This is a genomic window from Streptomyces sp. 3N207 (assembly GCF_052246355.1).
Taxonomy (GTDB): Bacteria; Actinomycetota; Actinomycetes; order Streptomycetales; family Streptomycetaceae; genus Streptomyces.
Map to the genome: position 1 here is coordinate 163,097 of NZ_JBQQBV010000013.1, position 25,241 is coordinate 188,337.

Annotated in this window: 25 protein-coding genes and 3 pseudogenes; 11 read left to right on the top strand and 17 right to left on the bottom strand. The window is 67.9% G+C overall.

Annotation, left to right across the window (positions count from 1 at the left end):
* Window positions 1-531: 531 nt before the first annotated feature.
* The 5 genes from ACTWP9_RS21415 to ACTWP9_RS21435 all read left to right on the top strand — a co-directional run bounded on the left by ACTWP9_RS21415 (window position 532) and on the right by ACTWP9_RS21435 (window position 3,234).
* Window positions 532-681 carry a hypothetical protein gene (locus ACTWP9_RS21415; RefSeq protein WP_443247832.1) on the top strand — a complete coding sequence of 50 codons (150 nt, stop codon included), beginning with the start codon at window positions 532-534 and terminating at the stop codon, window positions 679-681.
* A gap of 297 nt (window positions 682-978) precedes the next feature.
* Window positions 979-1,332 carry a hypothetical protein gene (locus ACTWP9_RS21420; RefSeq protein ID WP_443247833.1) on the top strand — a complete coding sequence of 118 codons (354 nt, stop codon included), beginning with the start codon at window positions 979-981 and terminating at the stop codon, window positions 1,330-1,332.
* Between the two features lie 491 nt (window positions 1,333-1,823).
* A complete protein-coding gene (locus ACTWP9_RS21425) occupies window positions 1,824-2,165 on the top strand; it encodes a hypothetical protein (RefSeq protein WP_443247834.1) in 342 nt (113 codons plus the stop codon).
* A gap of 89 nt (window positions 2,166-2,254) precedes the next feature.
* Window positions 2,255-2,413, top strand: coding sequence for a hypothetical protein (locus ACTWP9_RS21430; RefSeq protein WP_443247835.1), 159 nt, complete (start codon window positions 2,255-2,257; stop codon window positions 2,411-2,413).
* Between the two features lie 509 nt (window positions 2,414-2,922).
* Window positions 2,923-3,234: a cupin domain-containing protein gene (locus ACTWP9_RS21435; RefSeq protein ID WP_443247836.1), complete on the top strand. Its 312-nt coding sequence runs from the start codon at window positions 2,923-2,925 to the stop codon at window positions 3,232-3,234.
* A 21-nt stretch (window positions 3,235-3,255) separates the two neighbouring features.
* Here the strand turns inward: ACTWP9_RS21435 and ACTWP9_RS21440 are convergent, their stop codons facing one another.
* From ACTWP9_RS21440 to dhaM, 13 genes and pseudogenes are all read right to left on the bottom strand, one after another.
* Window positions 3,256-4,320 (bottom strand): DUF4331 family protein, encoded by a 1,065-nt coding sequence (locus tag ACTWP9_RS21440; protein ID WP_443247837.1) that lies wholly within the window; start codon window positions 4,318-4,320, stop codon window positions 3,256-3,258.
* 12 nt (window positions 4,321-4,332) lie between these two features.
* Window positions 4,333-4,965: a hypothetical protein gene (locus tag ACTWP9_RS21445; protein ID WP_443247838.1), complete on the bottom strand. Its 633-nt coding sequence runs from the start codon at window positions 4,963-4,965 to the stop codon at window positions 4,333-4,335.
* A gap of 709 nt (window positions 4,966-5,674) precedes the next feature.
* Window positions 5,675-5,785 (bottom strand): annotated as a pseudogene (locus ACTWP9_RS21450) (S-(hydroxymethyl)mycothiol dehydrogenase); the annotation flags it as partial.
* 124 nt (window positions 5,786-5,909) lie between these two features.
* A complete protein-coding gene (locus ACTWP9_RS21455; RefSeq protein ID WP_443247839.1) occupies window positions 5,910-6,938 on the bottom strand; it encodes a 2Fe-2S iron-sulfur cluster-binding protein in 1,029 nt (342 codons plus the stop codon).
* Window positions 6,935-8,191 carry an aromatic ring-hydroxylating oxygenase subunit alpha gene (locus tag ACTWP9_RS21460; RefSeq protein ID WP_443247840.1) on the bottom strand — a complete coding sequence of 419 codons (1,257 nt, stop codon included), beginning with the start codon at window positions 8,189-8,191 and terminating at the stop codon, window positions 6,935-6,937. Before ACTWP9_RS21460 ends, ACTWP9_RS21455 begins: the two co-directional genes overlap by 4 nt.
* Window positions 8,192-8,211: 20 nt before the next feature.
* Window positions 8,212-10,272, bottom strand: coding sequence for an oxidoreductase (locus tag ACTWP9_RS21465; protein WP_443247841.1), 2,061 nt, complete (start codon window positions 10,270-10,272; stop codon window positions 8,212-8,214).
* Window positions 10,273-10,479: 207 nt separating this feature from the next.
* Entirely contained in the window at window positions 10,480-11,262 is a 783-nt protein-coding gene (locus ACTWP9_RS21470) for an IclR family transcriptional regulator (protein WP_443247842.1), read from the bottom strand.
* Between the two features lie 416 nt (window positions 11,263-11,678).
* Window positions 11,679-12,056 carry a peptidase inhibitor family I36 protein gene (locus tag ACTWP9_RS21475; protein ID WP_443247843.1) on the bottom strand — a complete coding sequence of 126 codons (378 nt, stop codon included), beginning with the start codon at window positions 12,054-12,056 and terminating at the stop codon, window positions 11,679-11,681.
* Between the two features lie 710 nt (window positions 12,057-12,766).
* On the bottom strand, window positions 12,767-12,952 hold the full coding sequence (locus ACTWP9_RS21480) for a hypothetical protein (RefSeq protein WP_443247844.1): 186 nt from the start codon (window positions 12,950-12,952) through the stop codon (window positions 12,767-12,769).
* A 275-nt stretch (window positions 12,953-13,227) separates the two neighbouring features.
* Entirely contained in the window at window positions 13,228-13,989 is a 762-nt protein-coding gene (locus tag ACTWP9_RS21485; protein ID WP_443247845.1) for a GNAT family N-acetyltransferase, read from the bottom strand.
* Entirely contained in the window at window positions 13,934-14,152 is a 219-nt protein-coding gene (locus ACTWP9_RS21490) for a GNAT family N-acetyltransferase (RefSeq protein WP_443247846.1), read from the bottom strand. The genes ACTWP9_RS21485 and ACTWP9_RS21490 overlap by 56 nt, the downstream gene beginning before the upstream one ends.
* Before the next feature lie 130 nt (window positions 14,153-14,282).
* Entirely contained in the window at window positions 14,283-14,567 is a 285-nt protein-coding gene (locus ACTWP9_RS21495; RefSeq protein WP_443247847.1) for an HPr family phosphocarrier protein, read from the bottom strand.
* Entirely contained in the window at window positions 14,551-14,943 is a 393-nt protein-coding gene (gene dhaM / locus ACTWP9_RS21500; protein ID WP_443247848.1) for a dihydroxyacetone kinase phosphoryl donor subunit DhaM, read from the bottom strand. Before dhaM ends, ACTWP9_RS21495 begins: the two co-directional genes overlap by 17 nt.
* Before the next feature lie 68 nt (window positions 14,944-15,011).
* On the opposite strand from dhaM, the gene ACTWP9_RS21505 reads away from it, so the two are divergent.
* The 5 genes from ACTWP9_RS21505 (at window position 15,012) to ACTWP9_RS21525 (ending at window position 19,895) form a co-directional block, all read left to right on the top strand.
* Window positions 15,012-15,776 carry an IclR family transcriptional regulator gene (locus ACTWP9_RS21505; protein ID WP_443247849.1) on the top strand — a complete coding sequence of 255 codons (765 nt, stop codon included), beginning with the start codon at window positions 15,012-15,014 and terminating at the stop codon, window positions 15,774-15,776.
* A gap of 139 nt (window positions 15,777-15,915) precedes the next feature.
* Entirely contained in the window at window positions 15,916-16,095 is a 180-nt protein-coding gene (locus ACTWP9_RS21510; protein ID WP_443247850.1) for a hypothetical protein, read from the top strand.
* Complete coding sequence (gene dhaK, locus ACTWP9_RS21515; RefSeq protein ID WP_443247851.1) at window positions 16,092-17,117, top strand: dihydroxyacetone kinase subunit DhaK; 1,026 nt, start codon at window positions 16,092-16,094, stop codon at window positions 17,115-17,117. Before ACTWP9_RS21510 ends, dhaK begins: the two co-directional genes overlap by 4 nt.
* A gap of 116 nt (window positions 17,118-17,233) precedes the next feature.
* Entirely contained in the window at window positions 17,234-17,860 is a 627-nt protein-coding gene (gene dhaL / locus ACTWP9_RS21520) for a dihydroxyacetone kinase subunit DhaL (RefSeq protein WP_443247852.1), read from the top strand.
* A 322-nt stretch (window positions 17,861-18,182) separates the two neighbouring features.
* A complete protein-coding gene (locus ACTWP9_RS21525) occupies window positions 18,183-19,895 on the top strand; it encodes a dihydroxyacetone kinase subunit DhaK (RefSeq protein ID WP_443247853.1) in 1,713 nt (570 codons plus the stop codon).
* A gap of 380 nt (window positions 19,896-20,275) precedes the next feature.
* On the opposite strand, the gene ACTWP9_RS21530 is transcribed toward ACTWP9_RS21525, so the two are convergent.
* Together ACTWP9_RS21530 and ACTWP9_RS21535 are read right to left on the bottom strand one after the other, a co-directional pair.
* Entirely contained in the window at window positions 20,276-20,971 is a 696-nt protein-coding gene (locus tag ACTWP9_RS21530) for a helix-turn-helix domain-containing protein (protein ID WP_443247903.1), read from the bottom strand.
* A 42-nt stretch (window positions 20,972-21,013) separates the two neighbouring features.
* Window positions 21,014-23,257: pseudogene (locus ACTWP9_RS21535) on the bottom strand (SpoIIE family protein phosphatase); the annotation flags it as partial.
* 800 nt (window positions 23,258-24,057) lie between these two features.
* Between ACTWP9_RS21535 and ACTWP9_RS21540 the strand changes: the two are divergent.
* Window positions 24,058-24,309, top strand: coding sequence for a MerR family DNA-binding transcriptional regulator (locus tag ACTWP9_RS21540; RefSeq protein WP_443247854.1), 252 nt, complete (start codon window positions 24,058-24,060; stop codon window positions 24,307-24,309).
* Window positions 24,310-24,369: 60 nt separating this feature from the next.
* Here the strand turns inward: ACTWP9_RS21540 and ACTWP9_RS21545 are convergent.
* Window positions 24,370-24,498, bottom strand: a pseudogene (locus tag ACTWP9_RS21545) (IS481 family transposase); the annotation flags it as partial.
* A gap of 115 nt (window positions 24,499-24,613) precedes the next feature.
* On the bottom strand, window positions 24,614-25,228 hold the full coding sequence (locus ACTWP9_RS21550) for a TetR/AcrR family transcriptional regulator (RefSeq protein WP_443247855.1): 615 nt from the start codon (window positions 25,226-25,228) through the stop codon (window positions 24,614-24,616).
* Window positions 25,229-25,241 lie beyond the last annotated feature (13 nt).

Consider the following 25,241-nt stretch of genomic DNA (forward strand, 5'->3'; position numbering starts at 1 on the left):
AAGCTCAGCGGAATTCCTCAGGAGCGATCCACCGGCCCGGCTTCGAAATCGCTGGAACTGATCCAGCTGGAGCAGCCAACAGGAGCCTCTTCGCAGCCAGTTGGGAGCCGGAACCGGACGGCCATCTGGCAGCCCGAGCATCTTGATCCGGCTGACGTGGCTTGGCGGGACCCGAGTGCCGGGGGCAGCGTGACAGTGGTGATGACAGCGTCGCCGTCATTCCGGCAGCGAGGGCGTCCCGACTTCGCCATGGACGACTCTCTCTGATGCGCCACGCTCGACGAAATCCTGCCTCACGGCGGTTTCGGCGTTGTCGGCGCTGGTGACGACGAGCGTCTGCTGTGTGTCACGGACGGGAGCTTCGCGGCGGGTTCGTGGGGTGGCGGACTGACGAAGTGGCATCGCCGCCGCCGCGCGGAAACCTGCGGCCCAGGGTGAGGAAGTCGCCCTCGTGGGCCGCCCGCCGGCCGGGACGGCAGCCGCCGCACAAGAGCTGAGTGCCCCCGCACTGTACGGCGGACTTCGCCGACCTTGCGCAGCTACGCGACTGGTCGGCAACTGCGGGCCTCCTACTCGCGCATCGACGTACTCGCCAACAACACCGGTGGTCTCATGGGCACCCGTGAGGTGACGCTCGACGGCTTCGAGAAGGCATCGTCTTCGAGAAGCCCCTTTGATTGAGCAGGCGACTGTCTGCGTGAGCCCCCCATTACGAGGAGCGTCTGCTTCCTCGTCCCAGCAGGCGGCCCCGGCCGTGTTGCGGCTCGCGGCGTGTGCCGTTCGTCATGGCTTGCGCGCGACTCCGCCCCAGCCCGCCGGGTCGGGCGCTGTCCCAGTGTCCGCATCAGGCATCTAATGCATCTATGGTGAGTTCCTTACCCTCCGCACTCACATACCGCCCTTTGAGGGCAGCGGCCTGGCTCACTTCCCTCGGACTAGGGTCGTCGCGAAGGGCCCACAACGAGGGGGAGGTTGCCGATGGCGTCGCCGGAGCCGGGAGTGATACCGGAATGGTGGAGGGGGAAACCGGAGTGGCTGAGGAAGCTGGTCTCGTGGGTCGTGCTGTGGAGCATCCCGGCAGCGTTCCTTATCGGCGCAGTCGCCGCAGTGCTGACCGGTATCCACGTGGAGGATTCAGCGATCCTCCCGCCGGAGGCGTGCGGCTCCGTCATCTCCCCCGAAGATGCAGGTCGCGACGATCTGGTGTGTGAGCCCGCACGGAGCGCCCGGCTCGGCTGGGCCGTGATGCTCCTGGTGGGAGGAATCGCCACCGCTGTCCCCGCCACGATCACCCAGGTTCGCCGAGGTGCGGAGTCTGACGAATCCTGGTGAGGGGCCCTCCAGCGAAGCGGAGTGGCTCCTCCACCAATCACGCCACGACCGCACACCGGAGCGGCCCTGCGCTGTCCGGTGGAGCCACGGCCCGACAACTGGCTTCTCATCCCGCCCGCCTCTCCCAGCAGCATCTGGAAGCCTCCGGCGTGGACTTCCCGGAGATGCGCGACATTCTCCGAAGAACGGATCAGGAGTACTGCCGTACCGCGAACATCGATATGGAACGGATCGTCGGCTGCCTGGAGAGGCACGACCTGGTCTCCGCGATGCTCAGGCGTCTGGCTCGTCGACGGTGACCAGTACGCCACAGCACGGCCAAGCCCTCTTTTGACCTGGGAGGCGCCGGGCCCGCTTTCCTGGCCCCAGCTCCCGTAGAAGGCGTTGGCGAACGGCGTGCCCCGGGGCCCGGGGCCGCCGACGACCAAGGGCCCAGGGGATGGTGCCGGGTGGTCAGTGCAGCTGTCAGTGGTGATCACCATCATGGGGGTATGGCCAACCCGAAACTGACCACCGGCAGTATCTGGCGGCTCCACCACGGCGACCGGGAGATTGCCCGACTGACCGTGACCGGCACCGACATGCCCTGGACTCACGCCGAAGTCGAGACACTCCCTGGCTTTGAAGAGTTCCGTCCCCTCTTCACTGAGCAAGAGCAGGCGGTCGACGAGGAGGACTGGGAGCAGGCCGACGCGTGCTACCTCCAGATCCGCAGCGCGCTCACCATGACGTTTCCCGACGGCAGCCCGGTCGCTGAGTTCATGCTGCACATCCACGACGACGGCACTGCCGGCTGGCGCTGGCACGACGAGCCCTTCGACATGGTCCCGTGACACGCTGGCTTCGCTGCTTCTGGGACGAGGAAGGCGTCCGGTTCTACTTCGAGCTGGACACCGATGGGTACGTGACCCGGTAAGCCGAGTTGCAGGACGAGACCCGGCTGCCGTACGACTTCCGGCTGCCGGAGCGGCCCAAGGCGCGGCGGCTGGTGTACGGGCAGTGCTGCGAGCACGGCGTGGACGAGATGGCGCGCCTGGCTGCGATCGCCGGGAAACGTCGTGACCGGTGGGCAGTCCGCTGACCGGGTGGACACGTTGCTGGCTTCGCGGAGCTGGTGGGCCTAACACCGCCGGGCACTACGCCATCGCCGACGTCGACAGCCGCCTGGCCTGCTCGACCGCCGGACGGCATTCCTGCATCGACTCATCGACAGCTACCGGGGACGAAGCTTCCCGCTACCTCGCGCAGGACGCCGAGGGCGGGGCCGGCAGGGCGCGGTCGGCGGCCGAGGCCCTGGCCGAGGAGTGCGGAGACCAGCCGCCGTCCCGGCGCGGGCCGAAGTGACCGGTCAGGCACCGAGGAAGTGCTGAGGGAGCGTGCCCAGCATCTGAAGGGCCGCGTAGTTGGTCCGGGCCTGCTTGATCAGCCGCACGTCCGCGACCAGCTCGGGGGCACAGCTCCCGGGCACTCTTTCCCCACCGCTCGTACAGGGCCCTCAGCTCTTTCTCGGCCTCCTCGACATCCCGTCGCCTCCGGCCGGGAGCAGCGGGCCGACTCGCCCGGGTCGCGGACCTCATGGAGGCCGACGGCATGTACACGACGCCGACCGTGGACTACGGAGTCGTGCTGCAGGGCGAGATCGTTCTCGAACTGGACGACGGTCACTGCACCCGGCTCTTGCCAGGGGACATCGTGATCCGGAACGGCACCCGCCACGGCCGGCGCAACCGCAGCGATCAGCCGGTCACGATGGCCTTCGTTCTCATCGGCGCGGAACGCGACGGCTGGCGGCACCGAGCCGCGGACGCTTGCCGTATCCGGACCACCACGTCCACCAGCTCGGTTACTTACTCCCGGACCCGGCCAGGCATTCGCCCGTGCCGTGGCGGCCCGCCATGGTGACGTCGAACTTGGGCATCTCTCTCATCCCGTTGCGATCGGCTCGCTGAGGTACGGGAATTGGTCGAGCAGCTTGCCGGTGGCGTCGCTGGGGTCCAGTCCCATCTCGAGGTGCCAGTTCAGTACCAGCTCGTAAACTGCTTCCGGCGCGGACTCCGTGAGGCCCTTGCCGTTCTGCGCGCGCGGACCCCACTCGGAGCTGGTGCCCACCCGGTAGCGCAGGACGTCCGGCAAAAGGGTGTCGGCGACGTACGCACCGTACTCCGCCGCGCTGTTTTTGCCGTACGTCCCGTCGTCATAAGTCCCCATGGCTTCGACGACCGCCGCCGTGTCGTCGGCCACCTGCTTCCAGAATCCCCGCTGCGCGGGCTCGCCAGGACGCTTGGGCCTGCCCACCAGATGGTCTTTGGGGTGACTGGCGTTGTAGTCGGCGCCGGCGGAGCCGCCGGAGAAGTCGTACAAGAACCCGACCAGAGGACCTGCGGCGTGCTGGAACTGGTGCCACGCGCCGTTCTCCTTGACCGCCGTGTTGCCCCAGAACCCGATCGTGCCGGTCCCGGTGATCGCGCTGGGTACCTCCAGCACGATGGTGCTGACGTTCGTGTCCTTGAAGGTGTTCTGGGCAGTCTCGGGAGTGAACCAGCTGTAGTTGGGTGCCGTGTGTGTGCCCAACGCCCGTTTCGTCTCCACGGTCAGCCGCGCGTCGTTGAAGAACGCGTCACCGCGCTCGCCCGCGAAGAGCTTGATTCCGTTCGAGCACGTGATGATCTGCTCCGGCTTGGATCCGGCCGGCGTAATGACCTTGCCCGTCATGTCGCGGTCGCGGGCCGCGCTGCCGGTGAGCTGCTCGAGCTTCAATCGCTGCACGCCGGCACTGTCCATCGGAAACGTGGCACGCCACGCAATATCCTCAAGGTAATCGCCGTTGGTGTCGATCTTGAACTCGTACAGCGCCTCCCGGTCGAATCCCGAGGCGGGAAACTGCATCGGGGCGACATTCATCACGAACACCGTGCCCATGGTGCCACGGAAGCAGTAGACGTCGCTGATATCCAGCTGCGGATTCGGTTGGTCAAGATGGTGAGACATTCTGTGGCTCCTCTAACTGACCGGGGGACGGGAGAACGGCTCAAGGCCGAGCGTGTAAAACCTGCCCATGAGCGGGAGGTCTTTGAAAGCGCCGAACTCGCCCCAGAACCACAAGTAGGGCAGCTTCTGGGCGTTCCACTCGACGCGATCGATCTTCCCGTTCGGGTGGCTGAGCTCGTACCAGCCTTCCTTGAACCCGCTCAGGATTGCCATGCGCGAAGCCGCGTTGCGCTCGGGAACGATCGATGCGTCAACCATCGTGCCGTCGGCGGCCGGTATGTTGGGCCACGCATACACCGTCGGGGCCACGCGCGGGCGATTTTCGAAGTAGCCCTCGACGGAAATGGCCTTGACGCCCTCGGGCAGCCGCAGTCGAGCTCCGGGGGTGAGCCGTGGCGCGTTGAAGCGCCGAACGCCACCCCGCACGATCTTGGCCGTAGCTGTGCCGACGGTGTGGGTGAGGCCGGGTTCCGACAGACCGGCAGCCTGGGCGGGGGTGCCCGTGGCCGTGCCGAGAGCGAGAAGGGCGGGGGAGGCGGCGATCGCCGCGAGCAGGCTACGCCTGGTCACCGCCGGAGTAGTGATGCCTGCGGCACCGTTATTGCCAGTGCCCGTGATTTTACTAGGACTGAATATGTCGGTCATCTTCTACTCCCGGTCAACTTCGACTCCTTGTCGGGCTCATATCGGGCTCATAGGGGAAGCGGCGGCCGTACCGACGGCGAACATCATCGGTGACACGGGGAGATCACCCGGAAAATTGTGCCGGTCGAGGTGCCGACGCCGTGCGGCGTGTGAGACATGCGCACCATCGTCGGAAAAATCAGAGGTGCGGGTCATCTCATTCGCCTTGAGCCAAGCTCAGTTCCCGCTCTCGCTGCCTCTGACGATCGAACGGGCAGCAGTCTGGGGCAGATTGCTGGTGGGGCCGGGTGTGGCGTTGTGTCACGGTAAGGAAAGCGCGGGGTAGTTACATCTCGCACAGCGGATCTCCCAGGCGGCGAACAACCCGCACCGCGTGGCCGGTTGTGCCCACTGGTTGTGCGGCGGGCGGTGCGTATGCCGCCGCACTGGAGCTGCGAGGAAACACTGCACTGGTGGGGGAAAGATAGTCAAGACTGTGGATCAAGGAAGTGTCGGTCAGCTGACCGGCATGGTGAAGTTGTGAAAGTTCACCGCTACCACAGCGGAAGGAGTGTGGGGATACAACGGCGATCACGCGGTCGGTATCTGGAAGATCGAGGACACCCAAGTGCGTCTGCGTGTTGGCCCGGTGAGCAATGCGTTCGCGAAGTCCTGTGCCAACGGCCCGAACTCGCTTGCCGTGACTTCAGGCGGGGGCAGCAGGCCAGTGTTGCCGACGCACCACGGCCTCGCCGGGGCCGGAGTCCGGGATGACGATCGTCTCGACGCGCACCGGTTCGTTCTTGCCCGGTGCGATGACACCGTGTACTTCCGGCGCCATGTCTGAGGTCTCTTTCTTCATTGCCGGATTGCCGGGAGCCGTGGTGGTCCGGCTTGGAGCCCACTGCGGCCTGCCGAGGAAGCCGGTTGCACCGCATCAGGGCGAGGCGTCGGCGGTTGTCACGTCATGCGTCGATCACCAGATGGTCCAGCGGCTTCGAGCAGCACAGCAGGATTTTGTTGTTGGCGATCTCGCGGGGGCGGATACCACCGTTGTGCTGCATGTCGACCGAACCCGCGAGCAACGTGGTCTTGCAGGTGCCGCACATGCCCTGCGCGCACGAGGCCGGCAGGGTGATGCCCGCACGGGACGCGGCGGCCAGGACGGAGGTGCCCGCGTCGCAGTCGATCGTGCGCCCACTGCGGGTGAACTCGATCTTGAAGCCCTGCCCGGTGTCGTGCTCGACGACGACCGGCTTCTCGAAGGTGAAGCTCTCCTCGTGGTAGCGGGCCATCTCGAAGCACGCCGTGGAGAGCATGCGCCGCACCGCTTCCATATAGCCGACGGGCCCGCAGGTGAAGACCTCCCGTTCGAGGAAGTCGGGGGCGATCTCCCGGAGCATGTCCGTGTTCAGTTGCTCGCCGCGGTCGTCGAGGACGTGGACCACGTGGAAGTTGGGAGCGGTGGCCGCGATGAATTCGAGTTCGCGGCGGAAGATGATGTCGTCGAAGGTGCGGGCGCTGTGGACGAACACCACGTCCACCGGGTGCGTCAGGTCGTAGAGCGTGCGGGTCATCGACATCACGGGCGTCACGCCGCTGCCCGCGGAGAGAAAGAGGTACTTGGGCGCCGGGTGCCGGGCGATGGAGAACTGGCCGAGCGGGCCGCGCGCCCGCACGGTGGTGCCCGGGGTCAGACGGTCGTGGAGCCAGTTGGAGACCAGGCCGCCCGGGACTCGTTTCACCGTGATCGCGACGAGGTCGGGGCGGGTCGGCGGGGACGAGATGGTGTAGCAACGCTCGACGGGGCGGCCTTCGATGTCGAGGACGAGGGTGAGGAACTGGCCGGGGTCGTGCCTGAACAGCCGGGGCTCGGTGGGTTCGAGGACGAAGGTCCTGACATCGCCGGTGACGTCGTGTACCTGCTTGCACACCAGTAGCCCGTCGCCCCAGGTGGGCGGGAGACTCAAGGTCGTCATCGCCGCTGTCGTCATGATCCCTCCAGGTGCGACTTCAGCCGGGTGATGTACCAGTTGACGAAGTCCTCGACCTGCGATTCGGTCGGGCTGTAGGGACCGGGCACATAGGCGGGACTGCTGATGCCCTGCTGGGCGCGGGCGACGAAGGCCGCGTCCTGTTCGTTCGTGACGGCCCATACGTTCGTCAGGGCGTCGAGGTCGTAGTCGACGCCCTCCATGGCGTCGGCGTGCACCAGCCAGGTGGTGCGTACGAGGGTGCGGTCCGCCGCCAGCGGGATGACGGAGAAGGCGACCGCGTGGTCCGCCGCGAAGTGGAACCAGGCGTTGGGCTGGGTGTGGAACCCGAGGTGGCCGAGGCGGGCTGTGGGGAAGTCGGCCAGCAGACGCTTGACCGCGGCCTTGCCGTCCTCGGTGAAGGACTCGCCGGCGAGGTCGAGCGGCTCGCGCTGGATACGGAAGCCGGTGGGGCGGCCCACCAGATCCTCGATCGTGGCGTAGGGCAGGCCCAGCGAATCCCATGTCGCGCGTGCCTCCGCGTCGGCCTTCTGGAAGCGCTCGTGGGTCGGACGCAGCGCCGGCGGGACCTCGTCCTCCGTGAAGTTGTAGAGAGGGAAGTAGCAGCGCTGGAGCTCGGGGTGGCCGGCGCAGTGGTAGCACTCCCGGTTGTTCTCCATGGTGAGCTTCCAATTGCCGTTCTCGACAAGGTCGATCTGTTTCGCCACCTTCGCGTGTCGCAGGTTGTGCGGCGCGATGTAGGGCTCGACGTGGGCGGCGACCTCGTCGAAGTCGGCGGGCGGCTGCGCGGCGAGGCAGATGAAGACGAGACCGGCGACGGTGCGCACCTGGACGGATTTGAGGCTGAAGCACGTGGGGTCGAAGCCGGGCGCCTGCGACTCGGCATGCAGCAGCGTGCCGTCCACGCCGTACGTCCAGTGGTGATAGCCGCAAACGATGTTGCCCACGGAGCCGCGTTCCTGGTCGAGAATGCGCGCGCCCCGGTGCCGGCAGACGTTGTGGAAGGCCCGAACCTCTTCGTCGTCGTCGCGGACGAGCATGACGGAGTACTGTCCGACAGCCACCGTGACGTAGTCGCCGGGCTCGGGGAGTTCGGCCTCAGCGGCGACGAAGATCCAGCTGCGGGCGAAGACGGCCTCGATGTCGAGGCCGAAGAACTCGTCGCTCACGTAGAAGGGGGCTTCGAGGCTATGACCTACGGTGCGTCGGGTGACGAGGTCGGCAGCGCTCGTGACGTGGGCTGGTGCGTTCATCTCATCTCTCCGATGGCTCGTCAGACCGGCAGGCACAGCCGCAGGGCGTCGTAGACGGCTGCGTGGATATTGCGACTGGTGACCGCGTCACCGATGCGGAACAGCTGGTACCGGCCCGCTTCGTTGCGGACGGCCGACTGTTCCTCGCGCGCCAGCAGGGCACGGTGGTCGACCTCACCGAGATTGCGGGAGCCGGGCAGCAGGTCGGTGTACAGCTCGTCGTTGGGAAGAGTGCCGTGCTCGACCACGACATGGTCGACGACCTGTTCGGTCTCCGTCTCGGTGTACTCGCTGTAGAGGGTCGCGGTGAGCCGCCCGTCCCCGCTGCGGCGCACGGAGCGCAACCGCTGGGCGAGCGTGGTGGTGACGCCGTGCTCGGCGAAGACCCTCAGATAGGCCGGGGAGTTCATGCTGCCGACGTCGGGTGCCAGCATGCGTTCCGGTGTCACGTAGTGCAGCCGGGCGCCGGCCGGGGCCAGGAGTTCCACGGCGTCCATCGCCGGGTAACCTCCGTGGTCGTCGTAGACCAGTACGTCGCTGGTGGTACGGGGGCGCAGGGAGCCGGACATCACGTCCCAGGTGTCGGCGACCAGTTCCTCGCCCGCGGTGAGGAAAGACCGGTTGGGCATGCCTCCGGTGGCGACGATGACGAGGTCCGGGTGTTCGGCGAGCACCTCCCGAGCCTCGGCGTACGTCGCCAGGCGCAGGTCGACGCCGAGGTGCTTGCACTCGGCGACCCGCCAGTCGACGATGCCGAGCAGGTCGCGGCGGCGGGGGTTCGACGCGGCGAGCCGGATCTGCCCGCCGGGCTGGTCGCTCGCCTCGAACAGCACCACATCATGGCCGCGTTCACCCAGGACGCGGGCGGCTTCGAGCCCGGCAGGGCCGCCCCCGACGATCACTGCCTTCCTACGGCGGCCACTGGTGGGGGTGATGATGTGGGGCATCTGGAGCTCGCGTCCGGTGGCCGGGTTGTGGACGCACTTGGTGTCCCCGGAGTCGTAGATCGCGTCCAGGCAGTAACTCGCGCCGACGCAGGGCCGGATGCGGTCCTCCTCACCGGAGGTGATCTTGGCGACCAGATGCGGATCGGCTATCTGGGCCCGGGTCATGCCGACCAGATCCAGCAGCCCTTCACGCAGGGCGTGCCGCGCGGTGGCCGGGTCGGCGATGCGGGCCGCGTGCATCACGGGGATGTCGAGCCTGCGACGCATCTCGCCGGTGAACCCCAGGAACGGACCGAGCGGGGTGCCGATGGACGGGATCGTCTTCGCCAGTGAGGCGTCGCTTTCGATGGAACCCCGGACGGCACTGATGAAGTCGATGCCGTCGGCGCTGAACCGCTCCGCCGCGACCAGCGCCTCGTCGAAGGTCAGGCCGCCGGGGAGATCCTCGCCGAGCGCCATCCGGATGCCGACGACGAAGTCCGGTCCGACGGCCTCGCGCACGGCGCGGATCACCCGGCGGGGGAACGCCATGCGGTTCTCCAGGCTGCCGCCGAGTTCGTCGCCGCGGTGATTCGTCGAGGGGGACAGGAAGCTGTCGAGGAAGTGGCCGTAGGACTGGAGCTCGATGCCGTCCAGGCCGCCCGCCCGGCAGCGCAGCGCCGCGGCGGCGTAGTCGGCGACGACGCGGTCGAGGTCCCATGGCTCGGCGGCCTTGGGGAACGCACGGTGCGCGGGTTCGCGTAGCGGCGACGCGGACACCACCGGCAGCCAGTCACCGGAGTAGTTGCTGGTACGGCGGCCGAGGTGGGTGACCTGGCACATGACGGCCGCTCCTGCGTCATGCACGTCGTCGGCGAGCCTGCGCAGCCACGGCACGATGTCGTCCCGGTACAGCAGCAGGTTGCCGAACGAGGGCGGACTGTCCGGGGAGACGACGGCGGAGCCGCCCAACATAGTCAGGCCGACGCCGCCGCGCGCCTTTTCGAGGTGGTAAGCGCGGTAGCGATCCTTGGGCAGTCCGTCCTCCCCGAACGCCGGCTCGTGGGACGTGCTCACCACCCGGTTGCGCAGGGTGAGGCGCTTCAACTGGAAGGGCTGGAGCAGGGGATCCATGTTCGTGGTCTGTGCGCGCACAACCGCTCCTGGGGAACTCTGTGGCTGGCTGACGACAGTTGCTTTTGCTGGGCTGCGCTCAAGAGGGGGTCTCGGTGTCGACACCAAGGCCCCAAGCGAGTTCGTGAGTTTCGCTATGCGAAACAGAGTCGCTATGCGAGACAAATGTGCGGCCTGGGTCTCCCCGCCGTCAAGACCTGCAAGCCCTGCAAGCCCTGCGAGTTATGGTCAGCCGCGCCTGATATAGCCCTTGCGCCACGAGATCTTGTCACCGGCTGCAATGAGCTGCTCGGCGAGCCCTGGAATCGTGTGGTCGTTGACGCGGAACGTCGGGCCGGAGAGGGTCACGGTGGCGATCACCTGGCCGTTCAGGGACCGGACGGGGGCGGAGAGGGCGGCCAGCCCTATCTCGTGCTCCTCGCTGGTGGCGCCGTAACCCAGTTCGCGAACGGTCTGCAGATGTTCCTTCAGGACCGCCGGGTCCGTGACGGTGTGCGGAGTGAACTTCTCCAGTGGCTGCGCGAGGATCTCGGCGGCCTGCTCCTGGGGCATGTGCGCCAGGAAGACCTTGCCCGCAGATGTGGCGTGCATGGGCGTGCGCTTTCCGACCCAGTCGATGCTGGTGATGGCCGCGCTGCTGATCACCTGGTCGATGCTGATGACCGCCTGCCCATCGTGGACCGCCAGGTTCACCGTCTCGCCGACGGCTGCGGCGAGCTCCTGGCAGATCGGACGGCTCAGCAGGGACAGATCGTTCCCCTTGGTCGCCCCGCCCGCGAGTTCGACCACGGTGTAGCCGATGCGATACCGCCCGCGTTCGCTTCCCTGCTCGACGAGGCCCCGCGCCTCAAGGGTGGCGAGCAGCCGGAACACGGTCGACTTGTGGATCTCCAGTGCCTCGGCGATCTCGGTGACACCGGACGGGCCCTGTGCGGCCAACACCTGGAGAATCGACACCGCTCGGTCCACCGACTGAACCGAAGTGTCCCGCGCCCGACCGTTGCTGCCCATGCCGGAAGCCTATCCGAGCACTGTCGCCGCCCACCGGGCGTGATCAAGGTTGCGGCGGCGTCTGCCAGACTCTACGCCAGCTATTCGGGGGATGGCCTCGAATCCTCAAAGACACCCAATGCTCATTTCGGCAAGCACCAGTAATCTTCAAAGGTAGGAAACTTCAAGTGCTCCGACGCGGCGAAAGCCTCACACTTCTACGTGTACTTGAATAACCCGCGAGGTGATACGAAAAAGGATTGGCGCACATTCCCTTTCGACGGCTCCAAATAGCGCGACCTACTGGGGTTGAGCTCGCGGTGTCGTAGGGACTGACGGCTCGTAGCCTGTGCGGTATCTCCGGGGCATGCGGTATCCACAAGGCGGCGGGCTGACTGCCGAACGGCAGTGGTTCCGCGAGGAGCGATGCTGTCGCCTCAGCCCCAGTGGACCGCGTCCATCTCGGGTACCCCTTGGCCCGGACCGGCTTCCCACCTGGTGCCGTAACAGCCCCAGCCGCTGTCGAAGAAGGCCCACGTCTGATCGTCGTTGTTCCAGACAGACTTGGAGGGCGTGATCGGGGTAACCCCGCAATACCGCCACCTGGGGTTGTAGTAGTCGGACCGTTGGCCTTGGTAGTTCGGCTCGGAGTAGAAGCACACCGTGTCGGCCGGGCAGTCCGTCGGCGCTTGCTGCTCGGCGGTGCCGGGGTCGGCTTCCAAGGCAGTGGCGGTGGTGGGTGTCAGGACGGGTTGGGTAATCAGCAGAGCGGCCGCAGCGGCACCGATGAGGAAACGGTGCAAGACATGTGTCACGGCGAGACCTTTCTGGTTGGGAGCTCCGTGTGTTGCTGACATGCCCGAAGTGGGGTTGATATACCGCTCTGAGTAGGCATGTTCACCCTCGCAACTGTCGACCCGTTATAGGGAGCAGCCTCTGTGAAGAGGTGCGTCGACCTGCTCTTCGATGCCTGAGCGCTCGTTCTTACATGGTTCGGGGCCTGGCGTGACGTCGCCTTCAAATCCTGGTTCTGGCCTTGAAGGCCGACGTTGTCGCATGGGGTGGGTGCGGATGTCGATGCAGCCGAAGGAACCGGGGGGTTCCCGGCAGAGACGGTGCGGGTGGCGCGGGCCGCGTTTCCGAGGGAGAGCCTGGCCGCCGGCGACGGGTCCCGTTCGTCACCGGGGCGGAGTTCGTCGTCGACGGCGGACTCACCGCACTCTGACCCGCTGGCCCACCGGTCTCTGGCCTGGGGGTGGCGGACGAGTCGGGCACGTAGGCCGGGTGCGTACAGGGCGCGGGGACGAGCTGGGGCCGTTTGTTCACCGACGAGGAGTTCGCGGACATGTTTCCGGCGCGGGGCAAACCGGCCTGTGCCGGACGAGCAGGTGTCGGTTCGGCCGCGGCAGGAGCGGCAACCGTCAGCAGGGGCACAGTCAAAGCTGTGGTCGGCAGGCCGCGAGTCGGTTTGTTCACGGTCGTGTTGCAGCGAGCCGGGCAGGCGCGCTCACCGTGGGGCAGTGGTTCACCCGGAAGCGCGCAACGCTTCCGCGATCTCCCTGTCTGCCACGGCCATGGCGGCGTCGGCGCGGACATACCAGACCTCGCGCCGGGCCGGGGACAGCCCCGACCAGGGGTGGCGTTCAGCGCTGTGCCCGAGAGTGCTGTACAGCGCCACCGCGTACTGCTCGCGCCGTTCGTCCTCGCTCATACCGTTCTCTTCATTCTTGCGTTCTCTTCATTCATGGGGGTGAGTCATAGCGCGAGTTCCATCGATCAGACCGGAGGCGCGCAGAGCTGCATTCTCCTCCAAGACCTCCGTCCGCATGCGCCCCCGCTCGCTCTCGCACGTGCCTCCGCCTGTACGTCCCAGCCTCTGCGACGCCCGGTCGACCGTGCTCCAGGAAGCCGACGCTGGCCGGTGGCCGGTCTGCCTCCTGCGCGGACGGTCGATCACTTCGCCACAGGGGCCCCATGCCAGCTCTGTCATTCGGTCAGGGTTGTCGGTCTGATCGCGGCATACACGAGCATGTCCACGCGCTTGCCGCCGATCTCCTGATGGCTTCGAAGCAGCCCTTCGCGTTCAAATCCTGCGAGTTCAGCCGTGCGTACGGAAGCCACATTCCATGGCTCTATGTAGAGCTCGATTCGGTAGAGCTCCGGTATGGACCAGGCAAACCGCGTCAGCGCGATGAGCGCGTGACCCGCGACCTTGCGACCCCGGTGGCGAGGGGCGACGGAGTACCCCGCTGTTGCCCGGCCTGCGGCGATGGGTGCGAGGTAGAGACCGGCCGTCCCGAGCGCCTCGTCGGTGTCCTTGTCGGCCACGCAGAAGGAGTAGCCGGTTCCGGTGCGGAGATGGCTGATCTGCCGCTCGATGTAGGCGAGGGCTTCCTGGCGGCCGGCGTTGCCAGGCAGCGAGCCGGTCTTCGGCACGTACGCATCGGTCGACAGGTCCATGAGCATGCCCACATCGCGCTCCTCAAAGGCCCGGAGGCGCACGTCCCTGAATGACGGAGCGACGGTCGGCATCACAGCTGGGACGGACTCACACAAGTAGATCTCGCTCCTATTCATCGTGCTTCCAGCAGCTCGGCCGGCTGCTGAAACCCTGTGCGCCGGTACAGGGGAGCACTGCGCTCGGACGGCCAGACTATGAGGGCATCCATGCCCTGGCTCTGCGCGTGCCGCTTCAGCGCCTCCAGCAGGCAGTGCCGAACCCACGGTTGCGCTGGGAGGGGACGACATAGGAGTTCGTGACGTAGCCGACGGGGGTGTTGTCCTCGTAGGGATCCGGGACTTTCTCGACAAGGTGCAGGAAGGCATGGCCGCAGATCTCCTCCCCGCTTTCAACGCCCCAGGCCGGCCAACGTCCGCTGTCGAGCCGCTTCCCGGCGAAGCCGCGCGGCAACTGGACGGAGTTCAGGTGGTGGAGGCCAGCCCACCGGGCTCCAGCCGCCCCTGCCCTGCGTACCGGACCTCGGCCTGCACAGGGCTCAGCAGGTATTCAGGTACCGTCGGCGGCTGCATGACGAGCAGGGCTATTCGGCGTTGGCGAGGATGTCGGTCAGCGTGGCGACCGCGTCGTGGGCGTCGGGGCCGGTGGCTCGTACGGTCAAGGTGCTTCCGGCCGTGGCTCCCAGCCCCATGACGCCGAGGACTCCGGTGGGATTGATTGTCCTGCCCTTGTGGTCCAGCTCGATGGTGCTGGAGAACTGTTGTGCAGCGCGGGCGAGTTGGCCGGCGGGGCGGGCGTGGAGGTTGGCGGGAAGCACCACGGTCGCTTCGTGGCGGGTGGTGCTGGGGGCGTCAGAGTTTGCGGACATGGCGGGCCTCTTCAACGGAGTTGGTGACGGATTGCAGGTCGGCACCGGATGCGGCGGCGACCACTGCGGCGACGGCGCCCTCGACGAAGGGAGCGTCGACGATGACGACGTCGGCGCGGGGGTGGTCGTCCAGGACGGTGCGCGTGGTCAGGACGGAGCTGCCGAGGTCGGGAAGGACCAGCACTCCGGCGCCCCGGTCGGCGTCCTTGATGGCGTTGCGAACGAGGTCGTAGCTGGTGCCGATCCTGCCGTCGTCGGTTCCGGCCGCGGTGACGACGGGAACGGTGTCGGAGCCGATCTGTTCCACCAGCAGGCGCAGGCCTGCGGCAAGCTCGGCGCTGTGGGACACGAGTACGATGCCGACGGGTGTGCTCATGAACAGCCACATTAAATATCGGAACGCCGTTCAGCAATACTGAATCGGAGATCTTTATGGTCCAGTCCGTGCACAGGGCAGTGCAGATCTTGCGGGAGCTTGCCTCCGGCGGCCCCAGGCTGGGCGTGACCGAGTTGGCCGACCGGCTGGGCGTCGCAAAGCCCACGGTGCACGCACTGCTGCGCACGCTGGAGATCGAGGGCCTGGTCAGCCAGGACCGGGACAGCTCGAAGTACCAGCTGGGATCGAACCTCGTGCAGCTGGGCAACGCCTATCTGGATACGCACGAGCTGCGGACGCGGTCGCTGACCTGGGCGGACGGGCTGGCGAACCGAACCAGGGAAGCCGTGTGGGTGGGAGTCCTCACGGGCGACCACGTGCTGATCGTGCACCATGCGTTCCGCCCGGAGGGTGCGGTGCAGATTCTCGAGGTGGGTGCGAGCATCCCGTGGAACACGTGCGCCCTGGGCAAGGCCATCGCGGCGTCGTCGGCGGCGCCGGTGCGGGAACGCCTGCTCGCAGGGGAGCTGGCGGTGCTCACCGGCGCCAGCATTACCGACCAGAAGGAGCTGGGGCGCCACTTGGAGGAGGTCCTCCAGGCCGGCTACGCGGTCGAGGACCAGGAGTCGGCGATCGGGGACGCGGGCATCGCCTCACCGGTCTTCGACCGTTCCGGCGAGGTGGCGGGTGCCATCGGCATCGTCGGCCCGGTGGAGCGCATGCTGGGCGAATCGACGCGCCAGGAACTCGCAGTGGCCGTACGGGAAACCGCCCGAAACCTCTCCCGCGACCTGGGGGCCCCGCGCCGGGCCGCCTACGCCCCGGGCGCCTAGGCGCACAGCCCCGCACCGCGGCTCGTCCCGGCGCGGCTGGTGTCCGACAAGGCACCGAACCCTCTTGACAGGCATGAAACGCGGGCTTAACTTCCGGAACCATGTTCATCAATGATGAACACCTGCCGGAGAGGTTGGGATGATCACCGGGGAGCTGTTCGGCGGCACGGTCCACTGGACCCAGCTGCCCGTCTACCTGGTCGCCGAGGTGGTCGGTGCTGTGGCTGCAGGGATCGTCCACGCCGCTTTCAAGACCCGTCCCGCGACAGTCGCGAACCAGGTGGCCACACCTGCCGTCTGCGAAGGAGTGCCGTCGTGAATAAGCTCATCAACAGCCCCGAGTCGGTTCTCGATGACGCTCTGGCGGGAATCGCGGCCGCGCATCCCGAGCTGGCCGTCGATGGCGAAGGCAGGGTCATCGCCCGAGCGGGTGGCCCCAGACCGGGCAAGGTCGCGCTCGTCTCCGGCGGCGGCTCGGGACACGAGCCTTTGCACGGCGGTTTCGTCGGACCGGGCATGCTGGATGCCGCGTGTCCTGGGGAAGTGTTCACCTCCCCAGTGCCAGGCCAGATGCTCACCGCGGCCAAGGCCGTCGACAGCGGCGCCGGCGTGCTGTTCATCGTGAAGAACTACACCGGTGACCGCCTCAACTTCCAGATGGCAGCGGAACTCGCCGACGAGGAAGGCATCACGGTGGAGACTGTCCTGATCGACGACGATGTCGCAGTGCAGAACTCCACGGGGACCGCGGGGCGGCGCGGCACTGGCGCCACGGTCTTCGTTGAGAAGATCGCCGGTGCTCTGGCCGAACAGGGCGCTGATCTCGCGGCCGTGACGGAGATGGCCAAGCGTGTGAACGCCGCGACGCGATCGTTCGCCGTGGCGCTGACCGCCTGCACCACTCCCGCCGCCGGCAAGCCCGGCTTCGAACTGCCGGACGACGAGATGGAGATCGGCGTCGGCATCCACGGCGAACCCGGCCGTCGCCGCGAGAAGATTCGCTCCGCCAAGGACGCCGTCGCCACCTGCATGGACGCTCTCCTCGACGACCAGCCACCGGCCGCTGGTGAGGACACCATCGTCATGGTCAACGGTCTGGGCGCGACCCCGCTCATCGAGTTGTACGTAGTGTTCAGCGAGGTGGCAGACGTACTCGCTGCGAAGAACGTGACCATCGCCCGCAGCCTGGTGGGCAACTACGTGACCAGTCTGGACATGGCAGGCGTCTCCATCACGGTGTGCCGAGCGGATGCCGACATGCTGTCTTTGTGGGACGCGCCTGTGAACACCCCCGCCCTGCGCTGGGGGGCCGAACCGGGTCGGGGGCGGGGCAGCGCATGAGGCGCGGCCCGGGAAGGGCAGCCGTGTGAACCGCGTCCCGCCCCCGGCTCTTCCAACCACCACCCCGTATGCACCGATCCCGACCCCGTATGCACCGATCATTGAACGGAGACCCCATGGATATCGACCTTGCCCGTGCATGGGTGCAGGCCATCGCCGTTGCCGTGGGCCAGCACAAGGATCACCTCACCCAGCTCGACTCGGCGATCGGCGACGCCGACCACGGGACCAACCTGGACCGCGGATTCACCGCCGCTGCCGCTGCCGTATCCGACCTGACCCCCGACACTGTCGGAGCCGTCCTCGTCAAGACCGGCACCACCCTCATCTCCAGCACCGGGGGTGCCTCGGGGCCGCTGTACGAGGGCGCATTCCGCGCTCTGGGCAAGGCCCTGGACACCCCTCTCGCCGACCCGCTCGCGTTTGCGGAGGCACTCGCCGCCAGCCTGGCAAGTATCCAGAAGTTGGGGACGGCCGCCCTCGGTGACAAGACGATGATCGACGCGTATGCGCCCGCGGTGACCGCCTTCGAGGAGCAGGCTCGCCAGGGCAGAGACTTTGCCGCCGCGGCAGGGGCTGCCGCCGACGCCGCCGAAGAGGGCATGCGCGCCACCACCCCCCTGCAGGCACGCAAGGGCCGCGCCTCCTACCTCGGGGCGCGCAGCGTCGGCCACCAGGACCCGGGGGCCACCTCGACTGCCCTCGTCTTCCGTGCCCTCGCCGACACGGCGGCAAATCCCTGACCGACCACCACATCTCTACAGGCCGGCAAGCGGCTTCCGGTATCGGCCCGGGCTTGCTGCATCGCACCGACGTCGTGCTCTCCGGAGCCGCCACGTTCGATCAGCTCACCAGCAACCTTCGCGGGAGCGCGCGTTCATCTCCGTCCCACCCGGCTGGAGCGGCTCACCGAGCCGGCTCAACCCACCGACACCTACTGGACGTAGCGATCACAGCCGCCCCGGGCGTGTGCCACACAGCCGGTCCCTTCGCCTGACCTCAACACCCCACCGCGTGAAGGTCACTGATCCATCCACCCTCGTTCCCCGACGGAGCTACCCTTCGATGACGTACTTCCTCCCGCAAGCCGACACCGTTCTGAGCGCCGCACGCGGTCTCGCCCTGGCCCACCCCGGCCTGATCGAAGTGAACAGCAGCCCTCTTTACCTGCGAGCCCGCACCAGCAACCCCGACCGTACGGTCGCCTTGGTCTCGGGAGGCGGCTCCGGCCACGAACCACTGCACACCGGCCTCCTCGGCCCCGGCGGCCTCGACGCCGTCTGCCCCGGCGAGATCTTCGCCTCCCCGCACAACCGGCAGATATACGAGGCCGGCGTGGCCGCCGCGAAGAGTAACGGCGTACTGCTCATCATCAAGAACTACACGGGCGATGTGATCAATTTTCAGATCGCGGCGGAACGCCTTCGCCACGACGGCATTCCCGTAGCCACGGTCCTTGTCGACGACGACCTGGCCACCGACAAAACAGACACCGCCACCGGCCGCCGGGGCACCGCGGCAACCGTGGTCCTGGAAAAGCTGCTCGGAACCTTCGCCGACCAGGGCGCCGAACTGGAGGATCTCGCCACACTGGGCGCGGAAATCGTCGCGCGCTCCCGCAGCCTCGCTGTCGCGGCCCGAGCCCAGACCTCACCCTCGACCGCAGCACCGGCCTTCGACCTGAGCCCCGGCACGCTGGACTACGGTGTCGGAATCCACGGCGAGCGCGGTACGCGCACCATCGATCACCGCCCCGTCGAGGAGCTCGTCCGGCAGATGACCGACGATCTGCTCGAGGCCCTGCCCGCAGGGCAGGACAACGTACTAGCCGTCGTCAACGGCCTGGGCGCCACGACAAGCCTGGAACTGCACGCCATCGGCGCGATCCTGCACGACCTGCTGACGGCCCGCGGCATCCAGCCCCTGGCCATCGTTCCCGGCACGTTCACCGCGGCCCTGGACATGGCCGGCTTCTCCCTCACTCTCACCTCTATGAAGGCCGAGTGGGCCGACTTGTGGACGGCACCCACCGACACGCCGCTCGTCCTTCCCTCCCTCACGCTGTCTCCGGACACCGCGGCGACCGTCGTTGCCCAACCGGCCGCCGCCCCAGTACGCGCGGGCGGGGAGGCCCCGGCCGGCCGAGCCGTACTCGACCGCTATTCGGTGATCGTCTCCCAGGCCCGTGACAACCTCACCGCCCTCGACCAGCTCGTCGGCGACGGCGACTTCGGCGACAACCTGCTCGGCGGCGTGCGGCGGGCGGCCCGTCTGAACGAGTCGGGGACCGACGGCGTGGCTGCCTTGGCCGAGGCATTCCTCAACGACGTCGGTGGCACCAGCGGTCCGCTCTTCGGACTCTTCTTCCAGCATCTGGCCACCGTGCCCTGGTCCGACGGCCACGCGCCTGATGCACTGGCCGTCGCCGACGCAGCGCAATCCAGCCTCACCGCAATCCACCGCGCCGGCGGAGCCGAGGTCGGCGACTGCACCCTCGTGGACGCACTCGCACCCGCCATTGATGCCTTGGCCACGGCTGCCCGCGATTCCACCGGCAGTCCCTTCACCGCTGCCGCCGAGGCCGCCGTCCAGGGCGCCCTGAGCACCGCGTCCCTCGCCCCCCGTCGCGGCCGCGCCAGCTACGTGGGCGAGCACGCCATCGGCGTCCCCGACCCGGGGGCCTTCGGTGTGGCACTGCTGTTCACCGCGCTTGCCGGCGTCTACGAGCCGGCCACCGCCACGCGCCTCCCCGACCCCCAGCGCCTCACCTCCCGCTGACCCGGACCGGCGCGGGTCACGCCGGCCACCGCAAGGTCCGGCACGGCATCCCCGGCCACAGACCCGCGCCCTGAACGGGCCTGAGGACGCGACCAGCGCCCTCAGGCCCGTTCCTCTGCATCGCAGGCAGCCGGCGTATGGGATGACCTCCAGCGCGGGCGCTGCTGGACCAGCTGCGGGCGGCCCTCAAGCGAAGGCAGTACTCGGCGAGCTCGGCGGGCGGAATATCGCGGTGCAGGCCGCCGCTGTCGGCGCCTTCGGCGACCAGAGTCCGGACCATGTGCGCCAAGTGGCGTTCGGTATGGATGACGTGCTCGCTGAGGTGGAGAAGTGGGGGGAGCTCGCCGCCACGACGCCCCGCCCGCTTACCAAAGCACCACTCACCGTGCAATGGCCCGCGTCCACGTCCGCCAATCGCCATAACCCGGAGCGCCCGGCGGGGGAACGGCACCCGGCTCGGTGACCTCCGCCGTCAGAAGTGCGAGGTACAGGTGTGCGCGGCTGACGGGATCGTTCAGATCCATCTCCAGCGCCCGCGCGGCCCGCGCGATACGACGGGCGACCGTACCGCGGTGCACGCCGAGCTGCTCCGCCGTCTGCCGAACGTTCCCGTGACGCTCAAGCCACAGGATCAGGGTCTGCCGCTGGGCAGCGTCCAGGGGATGGACCAGGTCAACGGCCCAGTGCCGGGCCGTGGGGATGTCGACCAGCCACACCAGGCAGTCGGTGGCGGGATTGACCCGCTCGACCGGCCCTTCGGGAGCCAGCGAGGGCCCGGTTGCCGCTGTCATGCGCAGAGCCAGGAGCAGCCGAACCCGGACGCACGCCTCGTCCAGGTCTGTGTCCAGTGCCGTTGCGATCCGGCGCAGCCGCTCGCGCACGGTAGCGGACGGGCAGCCCAGCTCGCGGGCGGCGGCGGCGACCGAGCCGCGGGGCAGCCACGCCCGAAGGGTGCGGCGCTCGCTCTCGTCCAGCGGGGACAGCAAGGCGCTGGTCCAGGCGGTCAGCCGGTCGTGTGGGATGAGGTGGAGCAAGTGCTGTTCGCCGAGACCAGCCGCCAGGTCGACGCGGCGCACGGTGGCCGCCGCTCCCGCCTGGACCCTCGCACGCGAGGCGGGGGGCAGTTCCTGTTCGGTCCAGATGAGTTTGCCGTCGGCCGTGTAGCGCGTTCCCCAGCGGTGCGTCAGCTGCGCGACGAGGAAGAGGCCCCGGCCGCCCTCGTCCGTGATCCGGGCGTGCCGCAGGCGCGGGGAGGTGCTGCTGCCGTCGGCGACTTCGCAGGTCAGCACGTTATGCAGGATCAGGCGCAGGCTGATGGGGCCGGTGGCGTGGCGGATGGCGTTGGTGACGAGTTCGCTGACGACCAGCTCCGTCGTCATGGTCAGCTCATCCAGCCCCCAGGCAGTGAGCTGTTCCGCGACGCGGGCCCGGGCACGGGAGACGACGGCAGGTTCTGCGGGCAGCTCCCAGTGGGCGAAGTGCTGGGCGTTGAGGGCGCGCGTGCGGACCAGCAGCAGGGTGACGTCGTCGATGTGCGGGCCGGTCAGGAGAGCGTCGGTGATGTCCTGGCAGATCGTGTCAAGTGGGGCTGCGCGGGAGCGTGCGAGAGTGTCGGCCAGCTGGCCAAGGCCGAGATCGACATCGTGATTGCGGTCAGCGGACTCGATGAGGCCATCGGTGTACAGGGCGATCAGGCTCGACTCGCCGAGTTCCAGCTCGACGGACTCGAACGGCAGCGCCCCGAGGCCGAGCGGCGGCCCCGCGGGCAGGTCGGGAAAGGCGACCTCACCATCGGGAGTCGCCACCGCGGGCGCGAGGTGCCCGGCGCGGGCCATTGTGCAGCGTTGCGTTACCGGGTCGTACACCGCGTACAGGCAGGTGGCGCCAGTCAGCGCGGTGGCCATGGCCTGGTTGTCGGCCTCTTCCTCGGCGAGGCGGATGACGAGATCATCCAGGTGGGCCAGCAGTTCCTCGGGGGGCAGGTCCATGTCCACCAGAGTGTGGACGGCGGTGCGCAGCGTGCCCATGGCCGTCGCGGCGGCGACACCGTGCCCGACCACGTCACCGACCACCAGGCCGACCCGGGCGCCGGACAGGGGGATCACGTCGAACCAGTCGCCGCCCACGCCTTCCCGGGCGTCGGCCGGCAGGTAGCGGAATGCGGTCTCCACCGCCGCGCCGCCGCTCAGCACATGTGGCAGCAGGCTTTGCTGCAACGCCAGGGCAGCAGCGTGCTCGCGGGCGTAGCGGCGGGCGTTGTCCAGGCAGAGCGCAGCTCGCGCGACGAGTTCTGCGGTGAGGAGCGCGTCGTCCTCTTCGAACGGCGGCCGACTGCTGGACCGGACGAACTCGGCGGCACCCAGCGCGGCACCGCGGGCGGACATGGGCACGACGATGCGCCGTGTGCCCGGACCGGTCCGCTCGCTCGCGGCGGCGCGCTCGTGCACGTCGGCAGAGCCGCGCACCGCCACCCGCCGCAGCGGGGACGGTCCCCCGGCCGGCGCGGGGATGGGCTCGTCGCCACGCAGCACACCCTCCAGCAGGTCGACGACGACGACGTCGGCGAGGCGGGGTACCGCGAAATCCGCCAGATCCTGGGCGGTCCGGCGCACCTCCAGGGTGTTGCCGATCGCGGTGCCGGCCTCATTCAGCAGACTCAGGCGTTCCCTGGCCCGGGCACGGTCGGTGACGTCCATGACCAGGACGCAGAGGCCGATCATACGGTCGGCGTCATCGTCGAGCCGGAGACAGGACAGGGAGTAGCCGCCCCGGTACGCGTAGCCGATCAGCGGCTCCCCCGTCTCCAGCACCCGCCGCATCCGGGCGTCGAACGCGTCGGCGGCCGGATCAGTGCCGCCGCCCGGTAGCAGGTCGCCCATCCGGCGGCCGAGACAGCTGTCGTGCGGCGCTCCTGCCAACTGTTCCAGGGCTTCGTTGACCCAGACGCAGCGCAGGTCGGGGCCCAGTACGGCCGTCCCGACCGGCACGTGGTGCAGGCATCGTTCCAGTACCGTGCGGGAAAACGCCATGACAGCCGTGTTCGACACGTCCCGCGCGGTGACCAGGACGCAGCCGAGGCCGTTGATCGTGAATGCCGACGAGACCTCCAGCTCCACCTCGAAGCAGCGGCCGTCCCTGTGCCGCAGCATCACGGGGCCTGGCCACCCCCCGCTCCCGCGGGCCGCTCCGCACACCTCGGCCGGCTCCGCCAGGAGCCGCCTCGCAGGCCGGTCCACCACCTCGGACGCCGGATAACCCAGCAATTCCTCTGCCGCCCCACTCCACCCCCTGACCGTGCCGTCCTCACCGATCACGGCAGTCGCACCGGCAGAGTCGAACGGTCTCCCCGCGGAGAAGATCATAGGGAAGCCTCACCAGTAGTCATTTTGCTCTTATCCACCATAATGCTCAATCTCGGCCACTCCTATAGGAGTCATTCGCCGACGCCCTCGCCCGGTGTCGAAGCCGGGCACGACGTGTGCGAGCACACGCTGTCTGCGAGCCGGTCTCGTTCAACGACCTTTCGGCCGCGTTACGCAGTCTTCCCCACGTCCTTTCCCACGTCGTGATGGGTGGCGGGTCGTCGGTTCTTCGAGCCGCTCGGCGGACGGGGGACGGGGGAGCCAGCCTGGTTCCGCGGGCCGTTCCCAGGGGCGGCGGAGGTCTTCGACGAACAGGCGGCCGAGCCGCAGTTGCCGAGCGGCAGTTGACGAGGGTGGCGACCAGCTACTTGCGTCCGAACAGCGCTTGGTCTCCCAACCGTCAACTGCCCCTGTCCACCACGCTCTACAACGTTGCCACTTTGGCCACTATCACCTGCGGGGTGGCGTTCATGTTCCATCAGCGCCTGGCTCGCCTCTTGTCTCGGCACCATCGCCGACGCCCCCGGTTCCGGCCTTGCCGACGACAATGCCGTCCGCGAACCGCCCTACAGCAAGCGCGAACGCCAGCGACAGCACTGGCGCGCCGTCCAGGACCGGGCCGAGCAGCAGTGAGCTCACCACTTTGGGAATACCGGGCGGAGATCGGCTCGCCGGCCGATACACCGCGTTGGGCAGCAACTCGCCGTCAACTGCTTGCCCCAATCAGTCCACCGCGTTTGGATTAGCGCTCGGCGGACGGTAGAGATCCGTGTCGACACGAAGTCAAGGATCACGGGCACATGCGAACCCAGCTACTGCGAATTCGCGAGGCGGCTGAACGTCTCGGAGGCTCCACACACCTCCTTCGTCATTGGGAGGCCGAAGGGGTGATCACTCCGCATCGCACCGCGAGCGGTGTCCGACCCGACGACCCGGAGCTGCTGGATGCGCTTTCGATCGCAGTCAAGTGCCAGCAGGGCCGGCATATCGCTCAGCGCGATCGCTCAGCTGCTGAACGGCCGGCCACAAGAACGCAGGCACCTTCTCGCTGAGCAGCGCGACGCGATCAACCGGCAACAGGCGCAACCCGAACGGACCGCGACCTTCCTCGATCACGCCTTTGTATTGCCCAAAGGGTTGTTCACGCGGCTGATGGGTGCCTGGCCTCCGAGCGCGGTGTGGCAGCGGTGGTGGTTGTAGGTGTGGAGGAAGTCGGCCAGAGCGGCGGTGCGTTCGGTGTTGCGGGCAAGGAAGCTGTCCGACGAAAAGGGAGCCCCGCCGTACCCGCTGAGCAGATCGGACGCCGGATCGGCGTCGACAATGTCAGTTGCGGGGGCCAGGGTCGCTCCAGTCTCCTCACCGGGTGGTCTTCGACGGTGGGCTGTGCCCCTGCAGAGTGATGAATGCCGTGTCGACCAGGGTGGGCAGGTCTTCGGCACCTTCGCCGTCCACCCAGACGGTGAGGGCGGTGGTCAGTGCGGCCAAGGCGGCGGAGGTGAGGACGCGCGTGGCCAGTTCGCTTTGGTCTGGTCGGCGGCTGGTGAGGGCGTGGGTGAGTATTTCCTCGGTGGCGTGCTGGTTCTCCCAGACCCGGGCGCGTAGGGCCGGTGTCCGCAGGACGAGCCGGGTGCGGATCAGCAGTGCCTCTCGGTCGGTGGCGTAGACCGTCTTCAGCCCGTGGGTCAGGGCCTGGTGCAGGGCCGTGAGCGTGTCCTCTTCCGGAGGGCGCTCCGCGATGAGCTGGAGGATCATCGGGTCGTAGTCGTCGGTCTCGACGACGGCCTCTTTGGTGGGGAAGTGCCGGAAGAACGTCATGTGGGACACCTCGGCGGCGGCGGCGATCTCCTCCACCGTGGTGTTCTCGTACCCCTTGGCCAGGAAGAGCTGCAGGGCCTGTTCCTGGATGGTGCGGCGTGTCTGGGCCTTCTTGCGGGCGCGCAGGCCCGTCGGCCGGGGCTCGGAGACGGTCATCGATGCTCTCTTC